The sequence below is a fragment of the Streptomyces sp. NPDC005811 genome, from assembly GCF_040630405.1.
Taxonomy (GTDB): domain Bacteria; phylum Actinomycetota; class Actinomycetes; order Streptomycetales; family Streptomycetaceae; genus Streptomyces.
Window position 1 is genome coordinate 115,860 of record NZ_JBEXXK010000010.1, and the last position, 16,445, is coordinate 132,304.

A 16,445-nucleotide genomic window follows, 5' to 3' on the forward strand; every position below is an offset into this window, starting at 1 on the left:
TTCCCACATGCGACTCGGAGCCTTCCTCTATCCGACCGGCTACCACGTCGCGGCGTGGCGTCACCCCGATGTACCGGCCGGGGCCGGCGTGGACATCGCGCACTACACCGAGTTGGCGCGCACCGCGGAACGCGGCAGGCTCGACTTCGTGTTCCTGCCCGACAGTTCGGCCATGCGCGGTGACGACACCGCGGAGCTCAGCCGCACCGCGATCCGGTACGTGGCCCAGTTCGAGCCGCTCACCCTGCTCGGTGCGCTGGCCGCCGTCACGGAGCGGATCGGGCTCACGGCCACGGTCTCCGCCACGTACAACGAGCCGTACCACTCTGCCCGGATGCTCGCCTCGCTGGACCACATCAGCCGGGGACGGGCGGGCTGGAACCTGGTCACGTCGCAGAACCCGTACGAGGCCTACAACTTCGGCCTGCGCGAACATCCGGAACACGACGCCCGATACACCAGGGCACAGGAGTTCGCCAAGGTGGTCAAGGGGCTGTGGGACACCTGGAGCGACGACGCCTGGGTGCGGGACAAGGGAGCCGGGCTGTTCTTCGACCCCGACGGGGTGCGACCGCTCGACCACCGCGGGGAGCACTTCTCGGTGCGCGGACCGCTCAACATGCCGCGCTCCCCACAGGGGCATCCCGTGACGCTGCAGGCCGGCTCCTCGGACGTCGGCCGCGATCTGGCCGCCGCCACCGCCGACGTGGTGTTCACGGCGCAACACTCCCGGGAGCAGGCGCTGACCTTCACGCAGGACGTGCGGGCGCGAGCGAAGAAACTCGGCCGCGATCCCGAGTCCGTGCAGGTCCTGGCTGGTGTCTTCCCCTTCGTGGGCCGTACGCGGGCCGAGGCGGAGGAGCGGGTGGAGCGGTTGCAGGACCTGATCGACCCGCTGGTAGGAATCGGGCTGCTCTCCAGCGAGCTGGGCCATGTCGATCTCAGCGACTGCGACCTGGACGGGCCGCTGCCGGAGATTCCGGTGTCCAACTCCGGCCGGTCGCGTCGCGATCTGCTGGTACGGATGGCCGCGGAGGAGAACCTCACCGTCCGGCAGCTGTACAGGCGGGTGGCCGGATCCCGGGGGCACCGGCAGGTCGTGGGCACGCCCGAGTCGGTCGCCGACGATCTGGCGGACTGGTTCACGAGCGGAGCGGTCGACGGTTTCATCGTGATGCCCCCCTATCTGCCCGGCGGTCTGGACGACTTCGTCGACCTAGTGGTGCCCGAGCTGCGTCGGCGCGGGCTGTTCCGCTCGGAGTACACCGGCACGACGCTGCGCGACCACCTCGGGCTGGCGAGGCCGGGCCGATGACCGGGCCGAACAAGCAGCCCCTCGCGGCGGAGTTCGACCTGATGATGGCACGTGCCGGGGTACCAGTGCCGACCGGGTGGCGGGCCGGGGCAATCGCCTCGTACGCCGAACTCAGCGCGCTAATCGGTCTGTTGCGCTCCGCCGACCGACCGGTGAGCAGTGAGCCGTCGGCCGTGTACCGGATGCCCAAGGAGAGCGGGGGATGACTGAGCCGGGCCCGCTGCACGAGCTGTCCGTCGCCGAGGCCGGTGCGCTGCTCCGCTCGGGCAGCCTGACCTCGACCGGATTGACCGAGTACACGCTGGAGCGGATCGCGGCACTGAATCCGGTCCTGCACGCGTTCGTGACAGTAACTCAGGAGCGCGCGCTCAAGGACGCGGACCGCGCCGACCACGAGTTGGCGTCCGGCCTCGACCGGGGGCCCCTGCACGGCATCCCCTACGCGCTGAAGGACATCTTCGACACGCGCGGTATCCGCACCACCAGCCATTCGTGGCTGATGGCCGAGCATGTGCCGGACGAGGACGCCGAGGTCGAGTCGCGGCTGCGGGCGGGCGGCGCGGTGCTGGTCGGCAAGCTGGCCACCCACGAGTTCGCGCTCGGCGGTCCGAGTCCGGAACTCCCCTTCCCGCCAGCCCGCAACCCCTGGCATCCCGATCACTTCACAGGCGCATCCTCCTCCGGGGCAGGCGCGGCCGTGGCTGCGGGGCTGGTCCGGATCGCGATCGGCTCAGACACCAGCGGCTCGGTGCGCGGGCCGGCCTGCCACTGCGGGACGGTCGGCCTCAAGCCGACGTACGGGCTGGTCTCGCGGCGGGGTGCGTTCCCGCTGTCGTATGCGCTGGACCACATCGGCCCGCTCGGCTGGACCGTGCGGGACACCGCGCTCGCCACCCAGGTGGTGGCCGGCCACGATCCCCTCGATCCGAGCAGCGTCCACCGTCCGGTGCCCGATCTGACGGCGGGGCTCGGACAGGGCGTGGCGGGTTTGCGCATCGCCTGCTCTCCCGGCTGGTTCCGGGACGACCCGGCGACCTCGCCGGAGGTGACAGCGGCGATCGAGCGGGTGCTGGCCGGACTCAGAAAGCGCGGCGCCGTGGTCGAGGAGGTGGAACTGCCGCCGTACCGGCGGTTCAACGCGTGCGGGAGGGTCATCATGGCTGCGGAGGCGTACGCGATCCACGAGGCCGAGCTGAAGCGGCGGCCCGGCGCGTACGGGCGATACACCTACCAGCGGATAGCCCCTGCGGCCGGGCTGAGTGCGGCCGACCTGGTGCAGGCGTTCCGATTGCGTCAGGAACTGGCGGACGCCATGCAGCGCACGGTCTTCGACCGGTATGACGTGCTGGTGACGGCGACCGGACTGGCCCCCGCGCCCCGGCTGGACGCCTTCCCGGCCGACTGGCCTCCGCCGCGCGAACTCACCGCGATGCAGACCATCCCGTTCAACGTCACCGGTCACCCGGCGCTCGCCGTCCCCGCCGGCCTGTCCGGCAGCGGTCTGCCCCTCGGCCTGCAGATCGCGGGGCGCCCGTTCGACGAGGTGACGGTCCTGCGGGTGGGGGAGGCGGTCGAGGAGATCACCGGGCATGCGAAATGGAGACCTACGGGCTTCGAACGGCTCGGCTGACAAACACACTCCGCGGGCTGTGGGTGGCTGCCGGGACTCACTCCTCCGCCAGCCACCCGGACTCCAGCAGCGCATCGAAGAGGCGGGTCGTGGTGTGCGGGTCGAGGGGGCGGCGCAGGGCGTAGGAGGTGTCCGCGACCAAGCGGGCGCGATCGTGTCGGCCGCCTGCCCGGATGGCCAGGTTGAACAGGACCGACAGATGGTGTTTGTCTTCGGCGATCATGCTGGCGAGGAGCGTTCTGGTGGGGGGCGGCAGTTCGCCGAGCATCGCCCGCAGGTTCAGGGGACCGTCCCAGCGGCGGTGCACGCGGCGGCCGTCAGGGGATGGCGCACGGCCGGCCTCGCACAAGTTCCGGGCCTCGGCCACGGACGCCCCGGCCGCGAGAGCGCGCAGCGCGGCGCCCTGGCGGGTCACATGATCGGCGAGACCGCTCACCCACCCGGCCGGGGCGTCGGCACCGCGCCTCAGGGCGGCCACGGCCCCGTCCTCGCGCCGGCACCAGCGCTCCACGACCGCAGACCGCGTGGCCGGGTCCGGTCCGTCGGAGGCCAACACGTGGGCCAGCGCGGCGCCGGCGACAGTGGAGCGGGCCATCTCCACCTCGGAGACCTTGTCAGGAGAGTCGCCCGCTGAGTGGTTGAAACGGTCCGCGGGATGGCAGAACTGCACGGCCGGACGGTCCACCGAGGGGTCGGCGTACAGCGCGTGGTCGGAGAAGCCGAGAAAGGGTGACGGGCCCCATGTGCCAGGGTGGTCAGCGGTGGCCGCGAAGACCTGCTCGACCACGTGCTCGGCGAGCGGCCCGAGCAACGTGGGGGTGGTCTCGGGAGGTCGCTCGACGACGAACGGCGAACGGCACAGGGCTTGGTCCTCGCCGACCATGTCGAGGTTGATCAGCGCATGCGGCAGCCCACCGCCCCCCGGCTGGGAACGCTGGTGCAGGACGGCCGCGTTGCCCAGGAACTCCGCGCCCCAAAAGAACCGGATCGGACGCCGCGTCCGGTACCGGGCGTGCGCCCGCCGCGCATGTGAAAGGGTCGCGGCGACGCCGAGCAGGGCGGCCACCCCGGAGGCGTTGTCGTTGGAGCCGGGGCGCGGATGGCACAGATGTGCTGTCAGCCATATCTCGCCCACCGTCTCGTCGCCGGGGAGCACCCCGCTGACCACCGGCATGCCGGCCGTCCGGTCCACTGTGACCTCGGCCCGTGCCGTCGCGCCCCGGCCGACGGCCGCACGGGCCGCGTGGAACATCGCCGGGGTGACGCTGAAGCCGAACAGCACGCTGTCGGGCGGGAGTTCGATACGGCCCACCTGTGCAAACGGCCCGGTGCCCTTCGCCGGCGCGTCAGTGACGAGGCCCAGCGCGCCCGCCGCGGTCAGCTCCTGCAGCAGGGAGCCCCGAACAAAGGCGTGCCGGTCCACCAGGGCGACGGCGCCGGCCATCTCCGGGCCGACCGGGTCGCCTCCGGCGACCGGCACGAGACGGGCGACCACGCCGCCGGCGGGTGTGGCGGCGGAGTAGGTCGCCACGGTGAAGGGCTGTTCGGCGTGGTCGACGCGCAGCACTTCGGGCGCGTGCGGGCCGGGACCGGCAAACACGGTGAGGCGTGCGGTCAGCGGCGTCCAGGAGACGGGTGCCCGGAACGTCCACCACTGGCGTCTGCCGTCAGCGGTGAAGTGCCGCACGCCGACGTCGTGGAGGCCCGCCGCGACTGCCGCCTCGGCGACGGTCCGCGCTGCCTCCTCCAAACCGCGCGACCCCTGGTAGCGGTCGAAGGCGCTCACACGGACGACCTGGTCCATGACGTCGTCGATCCGCAGGAGGCCGAGCAACTGCGCAACCAGTGAATCACCCATGGAAAACCACCCCGAAATATCGACTCGACTCCGACGCGCTCGGCTATACAGACAGCTATACAGAGCCTCGCACTGGCGTGGCAATGGCGAATCTGTCTCATGTCGTCATCCGTCGTGGCGCCCTATCCGCTCCACTTCGCCCCCGACGCACGGAGCCGACCTGCGAAGACGTCAACTTGCCTGCGACAGTTGAAGGTTGAGCTGTCTCATGTGGACCTTGACGGGGCCGACGGCCCGGCTGTTTCCTTTCCATTGTCGGAACCAATGAATGCACGACTGCGACATTTCCGTAAATCGGCATTCTCGATTTTCATGGGGAGGTGAATGTGATGCGCAAGTACACCAAGCCGGCTGCCAAGGAGATCACCTCCGGCACCGTCCTCAAGTCCGTCGTCTGAGCCCCGCTCGGACCGCGGTCCGCCGCGCCCGGCACCGACCGGGCGCGGCCCCGCACCGCATCCTCCGTGAATCCAGTCTCCGCAGCGAGCGAGGTAGTTCTATGTGTGGCCTGTCCGGCATGGCTCGGGTCGACGGCCGTCCCGTGGGTGAGGGCGCGGACGCGCTGCTCCGCCGGATGGCACGGGTCGTGGCGCATCGCGGCCCCGACGACGAAACGTACTTCCGCTCCGGCCCGCTGGGCCTCGGCTTCGTCCGGCTCTCACTGGTCGACCCGGAGGGCGGCGCCCAGCCGCTCGCGACGGACGACGGGGCGCTGGTCCTGATCGCCAACGGCGAGATCTACAACCACCGTGAACTGGCGGCCACGCTGCCCGAGGGCACCCGGCTGCGGACCCGCTCCGACTGCGAGGTCCTTCTCCACCTCTACCGCCGCGATGGTCTGCGCTTCCTGGACCAGGTGCGCGGCATGTTCTCCCTGGTGCTCTGGGACCGTGACCACGACCGGCTCATCCTCGCCCGTGACAGGTTCGGTATCAAGCCGCTCTTCTACCACCTGGACCGGGAGCGGATCGTCTTCGCCTCCGAGATCAAGGCGCTCTTCCAGGACTCGGCCTGCCCTCGCGAGCTCAACTGGGACGCCGCGCTGCGCGACCAGATGCTCAGTATGGCGCCGGTGACGGACGACAGCCCGGCCCACTCCTGGTTCAAGGGCATCGAACTCGCCCCTGCGGCCTCGATCGTCACCGTCAACCTCAAGAACGGCTCCACCTCTACGCATCGTTACTGGGACTTCCCCGCCTACGAGGGCGACTCGGCCGCGTCCGAGACCCAGCTCGTCGCCGACTATGGCCGTTACCTCGCCCAGAGCGTCGAGGAGTGCCAGATGGCCGATGTCGAGATCGGCCTGTTCCTCAGCGGCGGCATCGACTCCGCGGCCGTGGCCGCGCTCGCCGGCGTTAAACCGCGAACCTTCACCGCGCTCAACGGCAGCACCCTCGCCAACGGCGACGCGGAGTCCGCCCACTCCATCGCGGCCGCGCTGGGCCTGGCGAACCACCAGGTCCTGCTGGACAGCGCGCACACCCCGTCCGTCGAGGAGTGGAAGCGGCACCTGTGGCTGCTGGAGACTCCGCTCGCCGGTCCGGAGACGTTCTACAAGTACGAGATGTACCGCTATGTCGGCTCCCATGCCCCCGAAATCAAGGCGATGCTGCTGGGCGGCGGCGCCGACGAGTTCAACGGCGGCTACTCCAAGACCATCGCGGGCGGCGGCGAATGGCCCGACTTCGTCCGCAACGTCGACAGCCTCGGCATCGCCCGGGACCGCGCCCTGCGCCCCGACCTCGGCGCCTGGTGGGACACCGCGGGCCCCTCCCCGGTCAGCGCCCGCTATCTGCGCGAGGCGACCGGCGGACCGGCGAGGGACCCATACGCCGCGCTGTTCCGCTGGAAGTACCGTGACGTCCAGCTCTACAACTGCTGGCACGAGGACCGCACCGCCGCCGGCAACGGCATCGAGGCCCGGGTGCCCTTCCTCGACCATCGGCTGATCGAGCTCGTGGCGGCCGTGCCCGAGGACCTGCGGGCGAGCCTGGTATGGGACAAGCAGATCCTGCGCCGCGCGATGGTCGGCATCCTGCCGCCCGAGATGGTGAACCGCCCCAAGGGCCCGTTCTTCTACGGCGATGGAGAGCACCACACGTACCGCACCTTCCTGCGGATGCTGGCCCAGGACGGCGACCGGCTGCTGGAGGAAGCCCTCGACTCCGACGCCGCCCGCCAATACCTGGACGCCGACGCCTTACGGGCGCAGCTGCGCCGCCTGGAGAGCGACCCGTCCGCCGGTCATGTGGAGCTACTGCTGCGCGTGGTCAACCTCGGGCTGCTGGAGCGGATGACGGCCGATCTGCCGATCCCGCTCGTGGACACCGTCAAGGCGCCGATTCCGCAGAGCGTACCCGTAACGGACTGGGACGCCGAGCGCGAGTCCGTCGAGGCCCGTGTGGTGCGCCGCCCCGAGGTCCCCGACGAGGAGGTGCTGCGGCTCGCGGAGAACGTCCTACTGCTGCACTCCGCCGACGAGCCGACCGTCTGGTACCTCGCGGTCGACGGCGGCATCGAGTACGTCCTCGACGAGTTGGAGAACCCCGACTGGCTGCGGCTGCTGCACGCGTTCGACGGCAAACAGCCGTACGGCGACCTCGTCACGGGTCTCGGAGTCCCAGCCGCCGGCGTCGCACCGCTGGTCGCCGAGGCACTGGAGATAGGGCTGCTGTCACCGGCCGCCACCACGGAGTGACGGGCCCCGGCCCGGTGGAGAAGGCGTACGCCACTCTGCTGCACGGACCCTGGAAGCAGTCCATGACCCGCACCACCCTCCTGGACCGTTTGGAGGCGCTGGACAGCCGACGCTGGCCAGGACCGTGCTTCGGGCGTTCGTGACGACCCGGTCGCTCACCGAGGCGGACTCGTCGGTCGAGGACGCGCTGGGCCAACTCGCCGCCGACAACCTCGACAGCGCAGCTGTCGGCGCGCAGGGCCTTCGGGCATGTGGTGGACGCATTACAGGAGAGCCACGGCGCGTACGGCTCGCGCATGCCCAAGTGTCGCGCCCGGCGCTTCCGCGAGGTGCGGCCCCGGCAACTGCCGTACGAGACCTACTGGGCGACCGAAACCATGGGCGACTTCGACCCGGAGGAACCCGGAGCCTGGGTGACCCGAACCGTGCAGCAGTGCAAAGACCTATCGATCGAGGTGGAGATTCACTGATGGGGGAACTGGAGTTGACGCCCGGCAGCGTGCTGCAGCGTCGAACGGAGGCCCGCGCACGCAAGTACCGGGGCAAGCTCTACATCGCCGTACAGGACCAGGCACTGGAGCTCGACGAGGTCGCGCAGGCCATCTTCCGGCGGATCAACGGCACTTCTACGCTGCGCGAGATCGCAGCTGAGCTGGCCGAGGAGTACGAGGTGCCGACCGACGAGGCGACGGGCGACACGGTCGACTTCGTCGCCCAGTTGTTCGCGCACGGTGTCGTGGAGATCGTCGCGTGACGCGGAACGCACCGTACTGCCGGTCGGTCCGGGAGAGAGGGTCAGCATGTGCGGCACCGTAGGGATGTTCGTCGGCTGCTCGGCGCTGATGTACTGTCCCCGTCGGCTGTTGCAGGGCCCCGGGCCCGGCACGGATCCGGCGGGGCAGGAGGAGCAGACCGCATCACCCGATCCCTCGGAGCCTTCGGCCCTGGAGCCGGGCGCCGGTGTGGCTGGACTCCCGACCTACCGCAGCCCGTTCCGCACATGGTACGAGCGCTCCAGCGTACGCAGCGCACCCCGTCGGCTGCTCGTCGCCGAGGATGGGTCGGCGGGGCTGCGGCTGTTCCCGCCGGACCTAGTGCCGGTCACCCGGCATCCACTGGTCCGCGCGCTGCCTGCGGAGCGGTTCCAAGAGGTGCTGGTCCAGCATCTTTACCGGTACCTAGACTTCACAGCGAAGCTGGAGTACCTGGTCGTCAATCGCACCGTGCTCGGCATCGCGCGCGGCTCGGTCGGGGTCTCCGTGCCCGACGAGATGCGCCTCGACGCATTCAAGATGTACTGCGACGAGGCGTACCACACCCTGTTCTCCGCAGACCTCGCCATGCAGGTGCGGCACGCGACCGGCATCGCGCCGCGGCTGCCCGACGAACCGTTCTTCCTGCGCCGGCTCCAGGAGATTCTCGACGAGTTGCCGACGGCCGACCGGCCGCTCGCCGAATTGCTCTTCGTGATCGTCTCGGAGACTCTGATCTCCGCGAGCCTCGCCGAACTGCCACAGCGGGACGAGGTGGCCTCGGCCGTCACCGGGACGATCCGTGACCACGCCCTCGACGAGGGCCGCCACCACGCCTACTTCGCCCACTTCCTGCAGCGGCTGTGGGCGGAGCTCGATCCGGCGGAGCGGCGCACCGCGAGCCGGCTCGTGCCGCGGCTGATGGACGCCTTTCTGCGTCCGGACCTCGACGCGCTGCGCGAGGAGCTGACCGGATACGGGCTGTCCAAGGACGACGCCGAACAGGTCCTCGCCGAGGTGTACACACCGAAGGTGCTCGGCGCCCACTTCCGCGCGACCTCGCAGCAGACTCGCCGCTATTTCCACGAACTCGGCGCCTTCGACGACCCGATGGCCCGGGCCGCACTGGCGGCGCACTGCCTCCTGGACTGACGCACGCCAACCCTCGCCACGGGCCCGAGAGACAACCTGCCCCCGGCCGAGCCACCGTCCCGCCACACAATCCGGCTAGAACGGCCCACACCGCCCGACACCCTGGTGCCGACACGACCACCATCGCAGCCTACGACACCACGAGGACCGCCCGGCCACACCACTCGACAGCATGCCAGCTCCCGACCCGCACCGGCTTGCGGCATCGCCCCCGGCGCACGCCGACCCGATGTGCGGGGAACACCCCCCGAACGACGGGCGGGCCCGGGTGCGGCTTCCCGGTCCCGCCCGTCCTGCGCATGCGGACCTGATGGCTCAGCCCGCCAGAAGTGACCCGTCCCTGCAGGCCAGGAGGGGTTCCTCGCCCTTGAGGACGGTTCGTTCGGTGACGGTCACCCGGACCACATCCTCCAGGGACGGCACGTCGTACATCACCGAGATCAGCGCCTCGTCGAGGATGGCGCGCAGACCCCGGGCGCCTGTGCCGCGGCTGATCGCCTGGTCGGCCACCGCCTCCAGGGCGGCGGCCTCGAAGTCCAGTTCTACACCATCCAGTTGGAATAGCCTGCGGTACTGGCGCACTAGCGCGTTCCTGGGCTCGGTCAGGATCCGCAGCAGGGCCTCTCGGTCCAACTGCGCCACCGAGGTGATCATGGGAAGCCGACCGATCAGCTCGGGGATCATGCCGAACTTCACCAGGTCCTCGGGAGTGACCCGGTCGAACAGATTGTCCGTCGCAACCTCCTGACGGGAGCGCACGCTGCCGCCGAAGCCGATGCCCTTCGCTCCCGTCCGCGCCTCGATGATCTTCTCCAGGCCCGCGAAGGCACCGCCGACTATGAAGAGGATGTTCGACGTATCGATCTGAATGCCCTCCTGGGCGGTGCGGCTGCGGCTGCCGACGACCGCCCCGGTGCCCCGGTTCGACGGTGACACCGTGACCACCGAGCCCTCGAGCACCTTCAGCAGCGACTGCTGCACACCCTCGCCGGAGACATCACGCGAGACAGCCTGCCCCTCGCCCCGGCGGGCGATCTTGTCGATCTCGTCGATGTATACGATGCCGGTCTCCGCCTTACGCGGATCGTGGTCGGCCGCCTGGATCAGCTTCAGCAGCATCGCATCCACGTCCTCCCCCATGTACCCCGCCTCGGTGAGCCCGGTGGCGTCGGCGATGGCGAAGGGAACGTCGAGGATGCGGGCCAGGGTCTGGGTGAGCAGCGTTTTACCAGAGCCGGTAGGTCCCAACAGCAGGATGTTGGACTTGGCGAGTTCGACCTCGTCGTCCGTGGGCGCGCCGGAGCGCACCCGCTTGTAATGGTTGTACACGGCGACGGAAAGGGACCGCTTGGCGCGTTCCTGACCCACTACATAGGTGTCCAGAAATGCCCTTATCTCACGTGGCTTCGGAAGGCCTCCGGCAAGCCCCGCCACCCTCTCTCCTTTCCTCGCTTCGGATACGACCTCGGCGCACAGGTCGACACACCCGTCACAGATGTGCACGCCCGGGCCCGAGACAATGTTCAAGACTTCGTCTTGTCTCTTCTCGCAGAAGGAACAGATGAGTTGGGAGCCATGAGGCCCTGCGACCGCCATTTGGTGAACCTCTCCGAACGGTTGGTGAAATCCTCGGATGTGCCGAACTCCTGGTTAACTCGCACCGAACTTGTCAGCAGCGCGGATCAATTGAGTATCGCCCCGCTCAACCGAACACGGGGGCACGGACTTTGCATGGCGAGACGCATGTCGCGTCGATCCTGCAACTCTGGCAGGATGAAGGCCATTGAATCAATGTGTTCAGGGAGTCACATGACTGCGGTATCCCGAATTGTTGCCCGCGAAATCATCGACAGTCGGGGCAACCCGACCGTCGAGGTCGATGTCGCTCTGGAGGACGGTTCACTGGGCCGTGCTGCGGTGCCATCGGGTGCCTCGACCGGTGCGCACGAGGCCGTGGAGCTGCGGGACGGTGACGGCGGACGGTTCCACGGCAAGGGAGTCCGCAAGGCCGTCGAGGCGGTCAATGGCGTGCTGGCGGAGGCACTGGTCGGCAAGGACGCCGAGGACCAGGCCCTGATCGACGAGATCATGATCGGTCTGGACGGGACGACGAACAAGGGCCGACTGGGCGCCAACGCGATCCTGGGCGTGTCGCTGGCGGTCGCGAAGGCGGCGGCGACCACGCACCGGGTGCCGCTCTACCGCTACGTCGGCGGGGCCGGGGCCCGGCTGCTGCCGGTGCCGATGATGAACATCATCAACGGCGGGGCACACGCCAACAACGCGCTGGATTTCCAGGAGTTCATGATCGCGCCGATCGGCGCGGAGAACGTCTTCGACGCCGTCCGGATCGGCTCGGAGGTCTTCCACACCCTGCGCAAGTCGCTCTCCGACGCGGGGCATTCCACCGGGGTGGGCGACGAGGGCGGTTTCGCGCCGGCGCTGAGCACCGCGGACGAGGCGTTGCAGTTCATCGTGGACGCGATCGAGAAGTCCGGGTACACGCCGGGCGAGGACATCACCCTGGTGATGGACCCGGCGACGTCGGAGTTCTACCGGAACGGGGTGTACGACTATGCCGGCGAAGGCGTCAAGCGGTCGGTGGAGGAGCACATCGCCTACCTCGCCGGTCTGGTGGCCCGCTATCCGATCGCGTCCATCGAGGACGCGATGGCGGAGGACGACATCGAGGGCTGGAAGCAGGTCACCCGGGAGCTGGGCGGCAAGATCCAGCTCACCGGTGACGACGTGTTCGTCACCAGCGCCGACCGGCTGCGCGAGGGCATCGAAGGCAGCTACGCCAACTCCATCCTGGTGAAGGTCAACCAGATCGGTTCGCTGACGGAGACACTGACCACCGTGGACACCGCGCACAAGGCCGGCTACACGGTCGTGATGTCGCACCGCTCCGGGGAGACCGAGGACACCACCATCGCCGACCTGGCGGTGGCGACCGGCTGCGGTCAGATCAAGACCGGTTCGCTGTCCCGCTCGGACCGTACCGCCAAGTACAACCAGCTCATCCGCATCGAGGAAGAACTGGGCTCCCAGGCCCAGTACGCCGGCCGCACCGCACTCTCCGTGCGCTGACGCCCGGCCGCCGCGGGGTCCTACGGCACCCCGCGGCACGCCGTCGGACTTCCCGCACCGCTGTCGCGGGGTCGCCGGTGGTCCACCAGGGCGGGGTGCCCATGCGCCCCGCCCTGCGTCCGTCCCGCGGCCTCCCGACCGCCGCTCACGCCCCGTCCCGTGCACAGGAAGGCGACGCCGTGTCCCTCGCCATCGGCTCCTACGAGAAGCTACACGACCTGTCCGACGGCTCGGACCTGCTCAATCTCGCCTGGACACAGGACGAGCGGGACCTGCTGTCGGTCGACGTTATGGCGACGGTCTCCGCCGAACTGGCCGCCGAGGTGGCCGAGGAACTGCCGTACGTCGGCGACTATCTGGTCAAGGACCCCTACGGCGAAGCCGTACTCGGCCCCGTGGCCGCGGAGTTCTTCGGACGGCCAGGCTGGGCGGCGTCGGTGACCTGCGGCGCTGGCGTCGGACCGCTGCTGCACGGGCTGAGCCTGCTGGCGGCGGGCGGCACGGTGGAGGTGGTGACCGACGTCTATCCCGACTATCCGCACTGGGTGACCCGGGCCAAGGGCCGCTGCGTGCCGTACGGTTCGGGGCCGCGCGGGGACCTGCTGGTTCTGGAGCGGCCCGCGCTCCGCGACGAGCGGTTCGCCCACCTGGACGCGGTGCGCGACCTGTGCACCGGAGCGGCTGAGCGAGGGGCGGTGGTGCTGGTCGATGAGTCGAACGCCAACTACCTGCCGCCGGACTTCAGTGCCGCGAACCTTGCCCCCGAGGTGCCCAATCTGATCGTGGTGCGCGGGCTGTCCAAGGCCTACGGCCTCGGCGGAGTGCGCCTCGGGTACTGCGTGTCCTCCCCCACCGCGACCGACCTGGTGCGCGCCGTGGTATCCCCGCTGGGCACGTCCTCCCTGTCGCTACGCATCGGCCGCCGCGTCCTGGGACTGGGCGACGTGACCTCAGCGCTGCGGGCTGGGATCGCGCGGGCCAAGCCGTATGTGCGTGACCTGCTTGCCGAGGCGGGCCTGCCGGCTCCGGTCACGGCGGCGACCGGGCTCCCCTACGTCCTCTTCCCCAACCAGCCGCGACGGGCCGTCGAACTGCTCAGGGAACGCGGTGTGCAGGCCAAGGTCCAGCCGGTGTGGTCGGCGGCCACTTGCGCGCTCACCGAGGTGGGCCGCATGAGCGTCCCCCTGCGCAAGGACAGGCTGCACAACCTCCGCAACCGTCTGGACGGTCGCAAGGAGAGGTGAGCCGAACGGCCGTCGCCCACCGGCCCGTTGGCCACCGCTCCCGCCGTGGGGATCTCCGAAAGGGCTGTCGTGGCCTCCGTCGCGTCGGGCCCCTCGGTGACGAGGTGGACGGGCGAACCCGCCCTGGTCCCAGGGCCATGAGGGCCAGGACACTGGTGGCGGCGGCCGAGCAGCCCTCGTACCCGATGCGGACCGTGCTGGTGAAGCGTGGGGTGGTCGTGGCGATGCGGCCCGCCGGGCGGGCGTGCAGGTCCTCCGGCAGGACGACACAGACCCGGCAGCCCGGGGCGGAGTCAGAACTTGCGTACACTCCGGGCCTTCTCGGCGCTCGCGAGCACGGTGGCCAGATCGGCACCACCGGCTGCGGCGACTGCGGCCGCGATGGCGCCCTCGACGAAGGGCGCGTCGACGATGACGGCGTCATGGTGCGGGTGGTCCTCCAGAACGGTACGGGTCATCAGCACGGCGCTGCCCAGGTCCGGCGGAACAACGAGACCGACACCCCGGTCCGCCGCCTCGAGGGCCTCCTGGATCCGGTGGTAGCTCGTCCCGAGCCCTCCCTTGGCGTCGCCCCCCGCGACAGCCACGGGCACGTTCACGGCTCCGATCTGGGCGACCAGTTCGGCGGCCCCCGAGGCGAGCTCTTCGCTGTGTGACAGCAGTACCACACCGACGGCCTGGTTCATGAGCGAGTGGATTATCTACCAGAACGATGTTCAGCAATGCCGACCAAGGGGAAGCCGTGGTCCAGTCGGTCAAACGCTCCGTGTGCATCCTTCAGGAGCTCACAGGAGCCGCTCCCCGGCTGGGTCTCACCGAGCTCGCCGAGCGCATCGGCATCTCCAAGTCGGCCGTTCACGGACTGCTACGAACGCTGCAGTCGGACGGGCTCGTGACCCAGGACCCCGAGTCCGGCAAGTACCGGCTGGGCCCCGCCCTGGTCACCTTCGGCAACGCCTACCTGGACACACACGAGCTGCGCACCCGGGCCGTGACCTGCTCCAACCTGCTGGGGTCCCGCACCGGCGAGGCGGTCTGGGTCGGCGTCCTAGCCTCGCCTTTTCGGTTGAGGCGGGGCCAGTTGGTGGTCTGGAACGCGAAAGTGCCTTCTGAGCTGGGACGATGAACCTTGTCGAGGGGTTCTGTTGTTCCAAGCGGAAGGCACTTTCTACGTGCAGGCTATCGGTTTGCGTCCCAAGGTTCATGTCACCGCTGACGGGGCGGGGGTGGTCGGGCATGCCGGAGCGCGGTTGCTGGCGGATCTCGCCGACGCGACTGGGCTGACAGCTGCGTACTCCGATGTGCTGCGGCCTCTGCGGCCACGTGGGACCGGTCACGATCCGGGCCGGATCATGACCGATCTGACGGTGATGCTCGCCGATGGCGGTGAGACCATCACGGATCTGGCCGTCCTGCGCGACCAGCGGGAAGTGTTCGGCCTGGTGGCGTCCACGCCCACGGCCTGGCGGCTGCTCGCCGCCATCGACGAGCGCGTGCTGGCCCGACTGCGGACGGCCCGCGCCCAGGCCCGCGAGGTGGCCTGGCTGCAGGCCGCCGAAGACGGTGAGGGCATACCCGCCGCCCGGGCCGGAGGCCGTACTCTGCCCGGCCTGGTCCTGGACATCGACGCGACGCTGGTGGCCTGCCACACGGAGAAGGAACAGGCCGCCGCCACCTACAAAGGCGGTTTCGGCTTCCACCCGCTGCTGTGCTTCCTTGCCAACCCCGGCGAGGCACTGTCCGGACGGCTACGACCGGGCAACGCCGGAGCGAACACCGCCGCCGATCACATCAGGGTGCTCGATGACGCCCTCGCCCAACTCCCCGACATCCACCACCACGGCACCCCGATCCTGATCCGGACGGACTCCGCCGGCTCTGCGAAAACCTTCCTCCGCCACCTGCGCGACCTGCGAATTCGCGGGATGGGCATCGGCTTCTCGGTCGGCATGGCCGTCACCGCCGACGTCCGCCGCGCGATCCGCTCGCTGCCTGAGCGCATCTGGCACCCCGCTCTCGACCAGGACGGCTCCTTGCGTCAAGGAACCCAGGTCGCCGAACTGACCGGGCTGGTTTATCTTGTCGGCTACCCGGCCGACACCCGCATCATCGTGCGTCGTGAACGCCCTCATCCCGGCGCCCAGCTCTCCCTGTTCGACCAGGATGAGGGCCTGCGCCACCAGGTGTTCCTCACCGACACCCCGTACTCCGGCGGCGGCTCCATCCAGCATCTGGAGGTCCGGCACCGTGGGCACGCGATCGTCGAGGACCACATTCGCTGCGGCAAGGACACCGGCTTCGGCCGTTTCCCCTCCCGCCACTTCCTGGTGAACGCGGCCTGGCTGGAGCTGTCCCTGGCCGCGATCGACCTCCTCGCCTGGACGCGCACCCTACTGCTGGACGGCGACCTGGCCGCCGCCGAGCCGAAGAAGCTCCGCTACCGGCTCCTGCACGTCGCCGCCCGCCTCACCCGCGGCGGCCGCAGCCTTCGCTTGCGGATCTCCAAGACCTGGCCCTGGAGGAACGAACTCGCCACTGCCTTCCAACGCCTTGCCGCCCTGCCCCGCCCGGTCTCCTGACCGCTGGCTGTCGTGACCGCCCGCGATCCGCAAGACCTCGGAGACTCCGGCCCCCGCGTCGGCACCCCGGCATGCCCACACAACGAAAGCGTCATGGCCACCCACAAGTTGACGACGATCAGCGTCC

15 protein-coding genes are annotated in these 16,445 nt (G+C 69.6%); 11 read left to right on the forward strand and 4 right to left on the reverse strand.

The annotated features are described in order from the left end of the window. The first annotated feature begins 7 nt into the window (after positions 1-7). The 3 genes from ABZ490_RS13335 to ABZ490_RS13345 are packed head-to-tail and all read left to right on the forward strand — an operon-like array spanning position 8 to position 2,945. Positions 8-1,315 carry an LLM class flavin-dependent oxidoreductase gene (locus ABZ490_RS13335; protein ID WP_358988693.1) on the forward strand — a complete coding sequence of 436 codons (1,308 nt, stop codon included), beginning with the start codon at positions 8-10 and terminating at the stop codon, positions 1,313-1,315. Next, the gene (locus ABZ490_RS13340) at positions 1,312-1,521 is read left to right on the forward strand and encodes a hypothetical protein (RefSeq protein ID WP_358988695.1); all 210 of its coding nucleotides are present in this window, start codon (positions 1,312-1,314) and stop codon (positions 1,519-1,521) included. Before ABZ490_RS13335 ends, ABZ490_RS13340 begins: the two co-directional genes overlap by 4 nt. Further along, positions 1,518-2,945, forward strand: a complete 1,428-nt coding sequence (locus ABZ490_RS13345) for an amidase (protein ID WP_358988697.1) — start codon at positions 1,518-1,520, stop codon at positions 2,943-2,945. Before ABZ490_RS13340 ends, ABZ490_RS13345 begins: the two co-directional genes overlap by 4 nt. A gap of 37 nt (positions 2,946-2,982) precedes the next feature. On the opposite strand, the gene ABZ490_RS13350 is transcribed toward ABZ490_RS13345, so the two are convergent. Next, positions 2,983-4,803, reverse strand: a complete 1,821-nt coding sequence (locus ABZ490_RS13350) for a M28 family peptidase (protein WP_358988699.1) — start codon at positions 4,801-4,803, stop codon at positions 2,983-2,985. A 499-nt stretch (positions 4,804-5,302) separates the two neighbouring features. Between ABZ490_RS13350 and asnB the strand changes: the two genes are divergently transcribed. The 4 genes from asnB (at position 5,303) to ABZ490_RS13370 (ending at position 9,405) form a co-directional block, all read left to right on the forward strand. Further along, complete coding sequence (gene asnB, locus ABZ490_RS13355) at positions 5,303-7,501, forward strand: asparagine synthase (glutamine-hydrolyzing) (protein WP_358988701.1); 2,199 nt, start codon at positions 5,303-5,305, stop codon at positions 7,499-7,501. A 296-nt stretch (positions 7,502-7,797) separates the two neighbouring features. Then, positions 7,798-7,971, forward strand: coding sequence for a hypothetical protein (locus ABZ490_RS13360; RefSeq protein WP_358988703.1), 174 nt, complete (start codon positions 7,798-7,800; stop codon positions 7,969-7,971). Next, positions 7,971-8,255, forward strand: a complete 285-nt coding sequence (locus ABZ490_RS13365; RefSeq protein ID WP_358988705.1) for a PqqD family protein — start codon at positions 7,971-7,973, stop codon at positions 8,253-8,255. The genes ABZ490_RS13360 and ABZ490_RS13365 overlap by 1 nt, the downstream gene beginning before the upstream one ends. A gap of 46 nt (positions 8,256-8,301) precedes the next feature. Continuing rightward, positions 8,302-9,405: a diiron oxygenase gene (locus ABZ490_RS13370; RefSeq protein ID WP_358988707.1), complete on the forward strand. Its 1,104-nt coding sequence runs from the start codon at positions 8,302-8,304 to the stop codon at positions 9,403-9,405. 315 nt (positions 9,406-9,720) lie between these two features. On the opposite strand, the gene clpX is transcribed toward ABZ490_RS13370, so the two are convergent. Then, positions 9,721-11,001 carry an ATP-dependent Clp protease ATP-binding subunit ClpX gene (gene clpX / locus ABZ490_RS13375; protein ID WP_358988709.1) on the reverse strand — a complete coding sequence of 427 codons (1,281 nt, stop codon included), beginning with the start codon at positions 10,999-11,001 and terminating at the stop codon, positions 9,721-9,723. Positions 11,002-11,214: 213 nt separating this feature from the next. Between clpX and eno the strand changes: the two genes are divergently transcribed. Together eno and ABZ490_RS13385 are read left to right on the forward strand one after the other, a co-directional pair. After that, a complete protein-coding gene (eno, locus tag ABZ490_RS13380) occupies positions 11,215-12,495 on the forward strand; it encodes a phosphopyruvate hydratase (protein WP_358988711.1) in 1,281 nt (426 codons plus the stop codon). A gap of 179 nt (positions 12,496-12,674) precedes the next feature. Then, on the forward strand, positions 12,675-13,739 hold the full coding sequence (locus tag ABZ490_RS13385; RefSeq protein ID WP_358988713.1) for an aminotransferase class I/II-fold pyridoxal phosphate-dependent enzyme: 1,065 nt from the start codon (positions 12,675-12,677) through the stop codon (positions 13,737-13,739). Here ABZ490_RS13385 and ABZ490_RS13390 read toward each other — a convergent pair. Both ABZ490_RS13390 and dhaM read right to left on the reverse strand, forming a co-directional pair. After that, a complete protein-coding gene (locus tag ABZ490_RS13390) occupies positions 13,651-14,097 on the reverse strand; it encodes an HPr family phosphocarrier protein (protein WP_358988715.1) in 447 nt (148 codons plus the stop codon). The genes ABZ490_RS13385 and ABZ490_RS13390 overlap by 89 nt on opposite strands. Further along, positions 14,033-14,425 carry a dihydroxyacetone kinase phosphoryl donor subunit DhaM gene (dhaM, locus tag ABZ490_RS13395; RefSeq protein ID WP_358988718.1) on the reverse strand — a complete coding sequence of 131 codons (393 nt, stop codon included), beginning with the start codon at positions 14,423-14,425 and terminating at the stop codon, positions 14,033-14,035. The genes ABZ490_RS13390 and dhaM overlap by 65 nt, the downstream gene beginning before the upstream one ends. A gap of 26 nt (positions 14,426-14,451) precedes the next feature. Here dhaM and ABZ490_RS13400 point away from each other — a divergent pair, with 26 nt between their 5' ends. Further along, the gene (locus ABZ490_RS13400; protein ID WP_358988720.1) at positions 14,452-14,865 is read left to right on the forward strand and encodes an IclR family transcriptional regulator; all 414 of its coding nucleotides are present in this window, start codon (positions 14,452-14,454) and stop codon (positions 14,863-14,865) included. A 46-nt stretch (positions 14,866-14,911) separates the two neighbouring features. Then, a complete protein-coding gene (locus ABZ490_RS13405) occupies positions 14,912-16,318 on the forward strand; it encodes an IS1380 family transposase (RefSeq protein WP_358988722.1) in 1,407 nt (468 codons plus the stop codon). Positions 16,319-16,445: the final 127 nt, after the last annotated feature.

Coding starts and splice junctions, on each gene's coding strand:
- ABZ490_RS13335 (WP_358988693.1), top strand. CDS start 8: ATGCGACTCGGAGCCTTCCTCTATCCGACCGGCTACCACGTCGCGGCG.
- ABZ490_RS13340 (WP_358988695.1), top strand. CDS start 1,312: ATGACCGGGCCGAACAAGCAGCCCCTCGCGGCGGAGTTCGACCTGATG.
- ABZ490_RS13345 (WP_358988697.1), top strand. CDS start 1,518: ATGACTGAGCCGGGCCCGCTGCACGAGCTGTCCGTCGCCGAGGCCGGT.
- ABZ490_RS13350 (WP_358988699.1), bottom strand. CDS start 4,803: ATGGGTGATTCACTGGTTGCGCAGTTGCTCGGCCTCCTGCGGATCGAC.
- asnB (WP_358988701.1), top strand. CDS start 5,303: ATGTGTGGCCTGTCCGGCATGGCTCGGGTCGACGGCCGTCCCGTGGGT.
- ABZ490_RS13360 (WP_358988703.1), top strand. CDS start 7,798: ATGCCCAAGTGTCGCGCCCGGCGCTTCCGCGAGGTGCGGCCCCGGCAA.
- ABZ490_RS13365 (WP_358988705.1), top strand. CDS start 7,971: ATGGGGGAACTGGAGTTGACGCCCGGCAGCGTGCTGCAGCGTCGAACG.
- ABZ490_RS13370 (WP_358988707.1), top strand. CDS start 8,302: ATGTGCGGCACCGTAGGGATGTTCGTCGGCTGCTCGGCGCTGATGTAC.
- clpX (WP_358988709.1), bottom strand. CDS start 11,001: ATGGCGGTCGCAGGGCCTCATGGCTCCCAACTCATCTGTTCCTTCTGC.
- eno (WP_358988711.1), top strand. CDS start 11,215: ATGACTGCGGTATCCCGAATTGTTGCCCGCGAAATCATCGACAGTCGG.
- dhaM (WP_358988718.1), bottom strand. CDS start 14,425: ATGAACCAGGCCGTCGGTGTGGTACTGCTGTCACACAGCGAAGAGCTC.
- ABZ490_RS13400 (WP_358988720.1), top strand. CDS start 14,452: ATGTTCAGCAATGCCGACCAAGGGGAAGCCGTGGTCCAGTCGGTCAAA.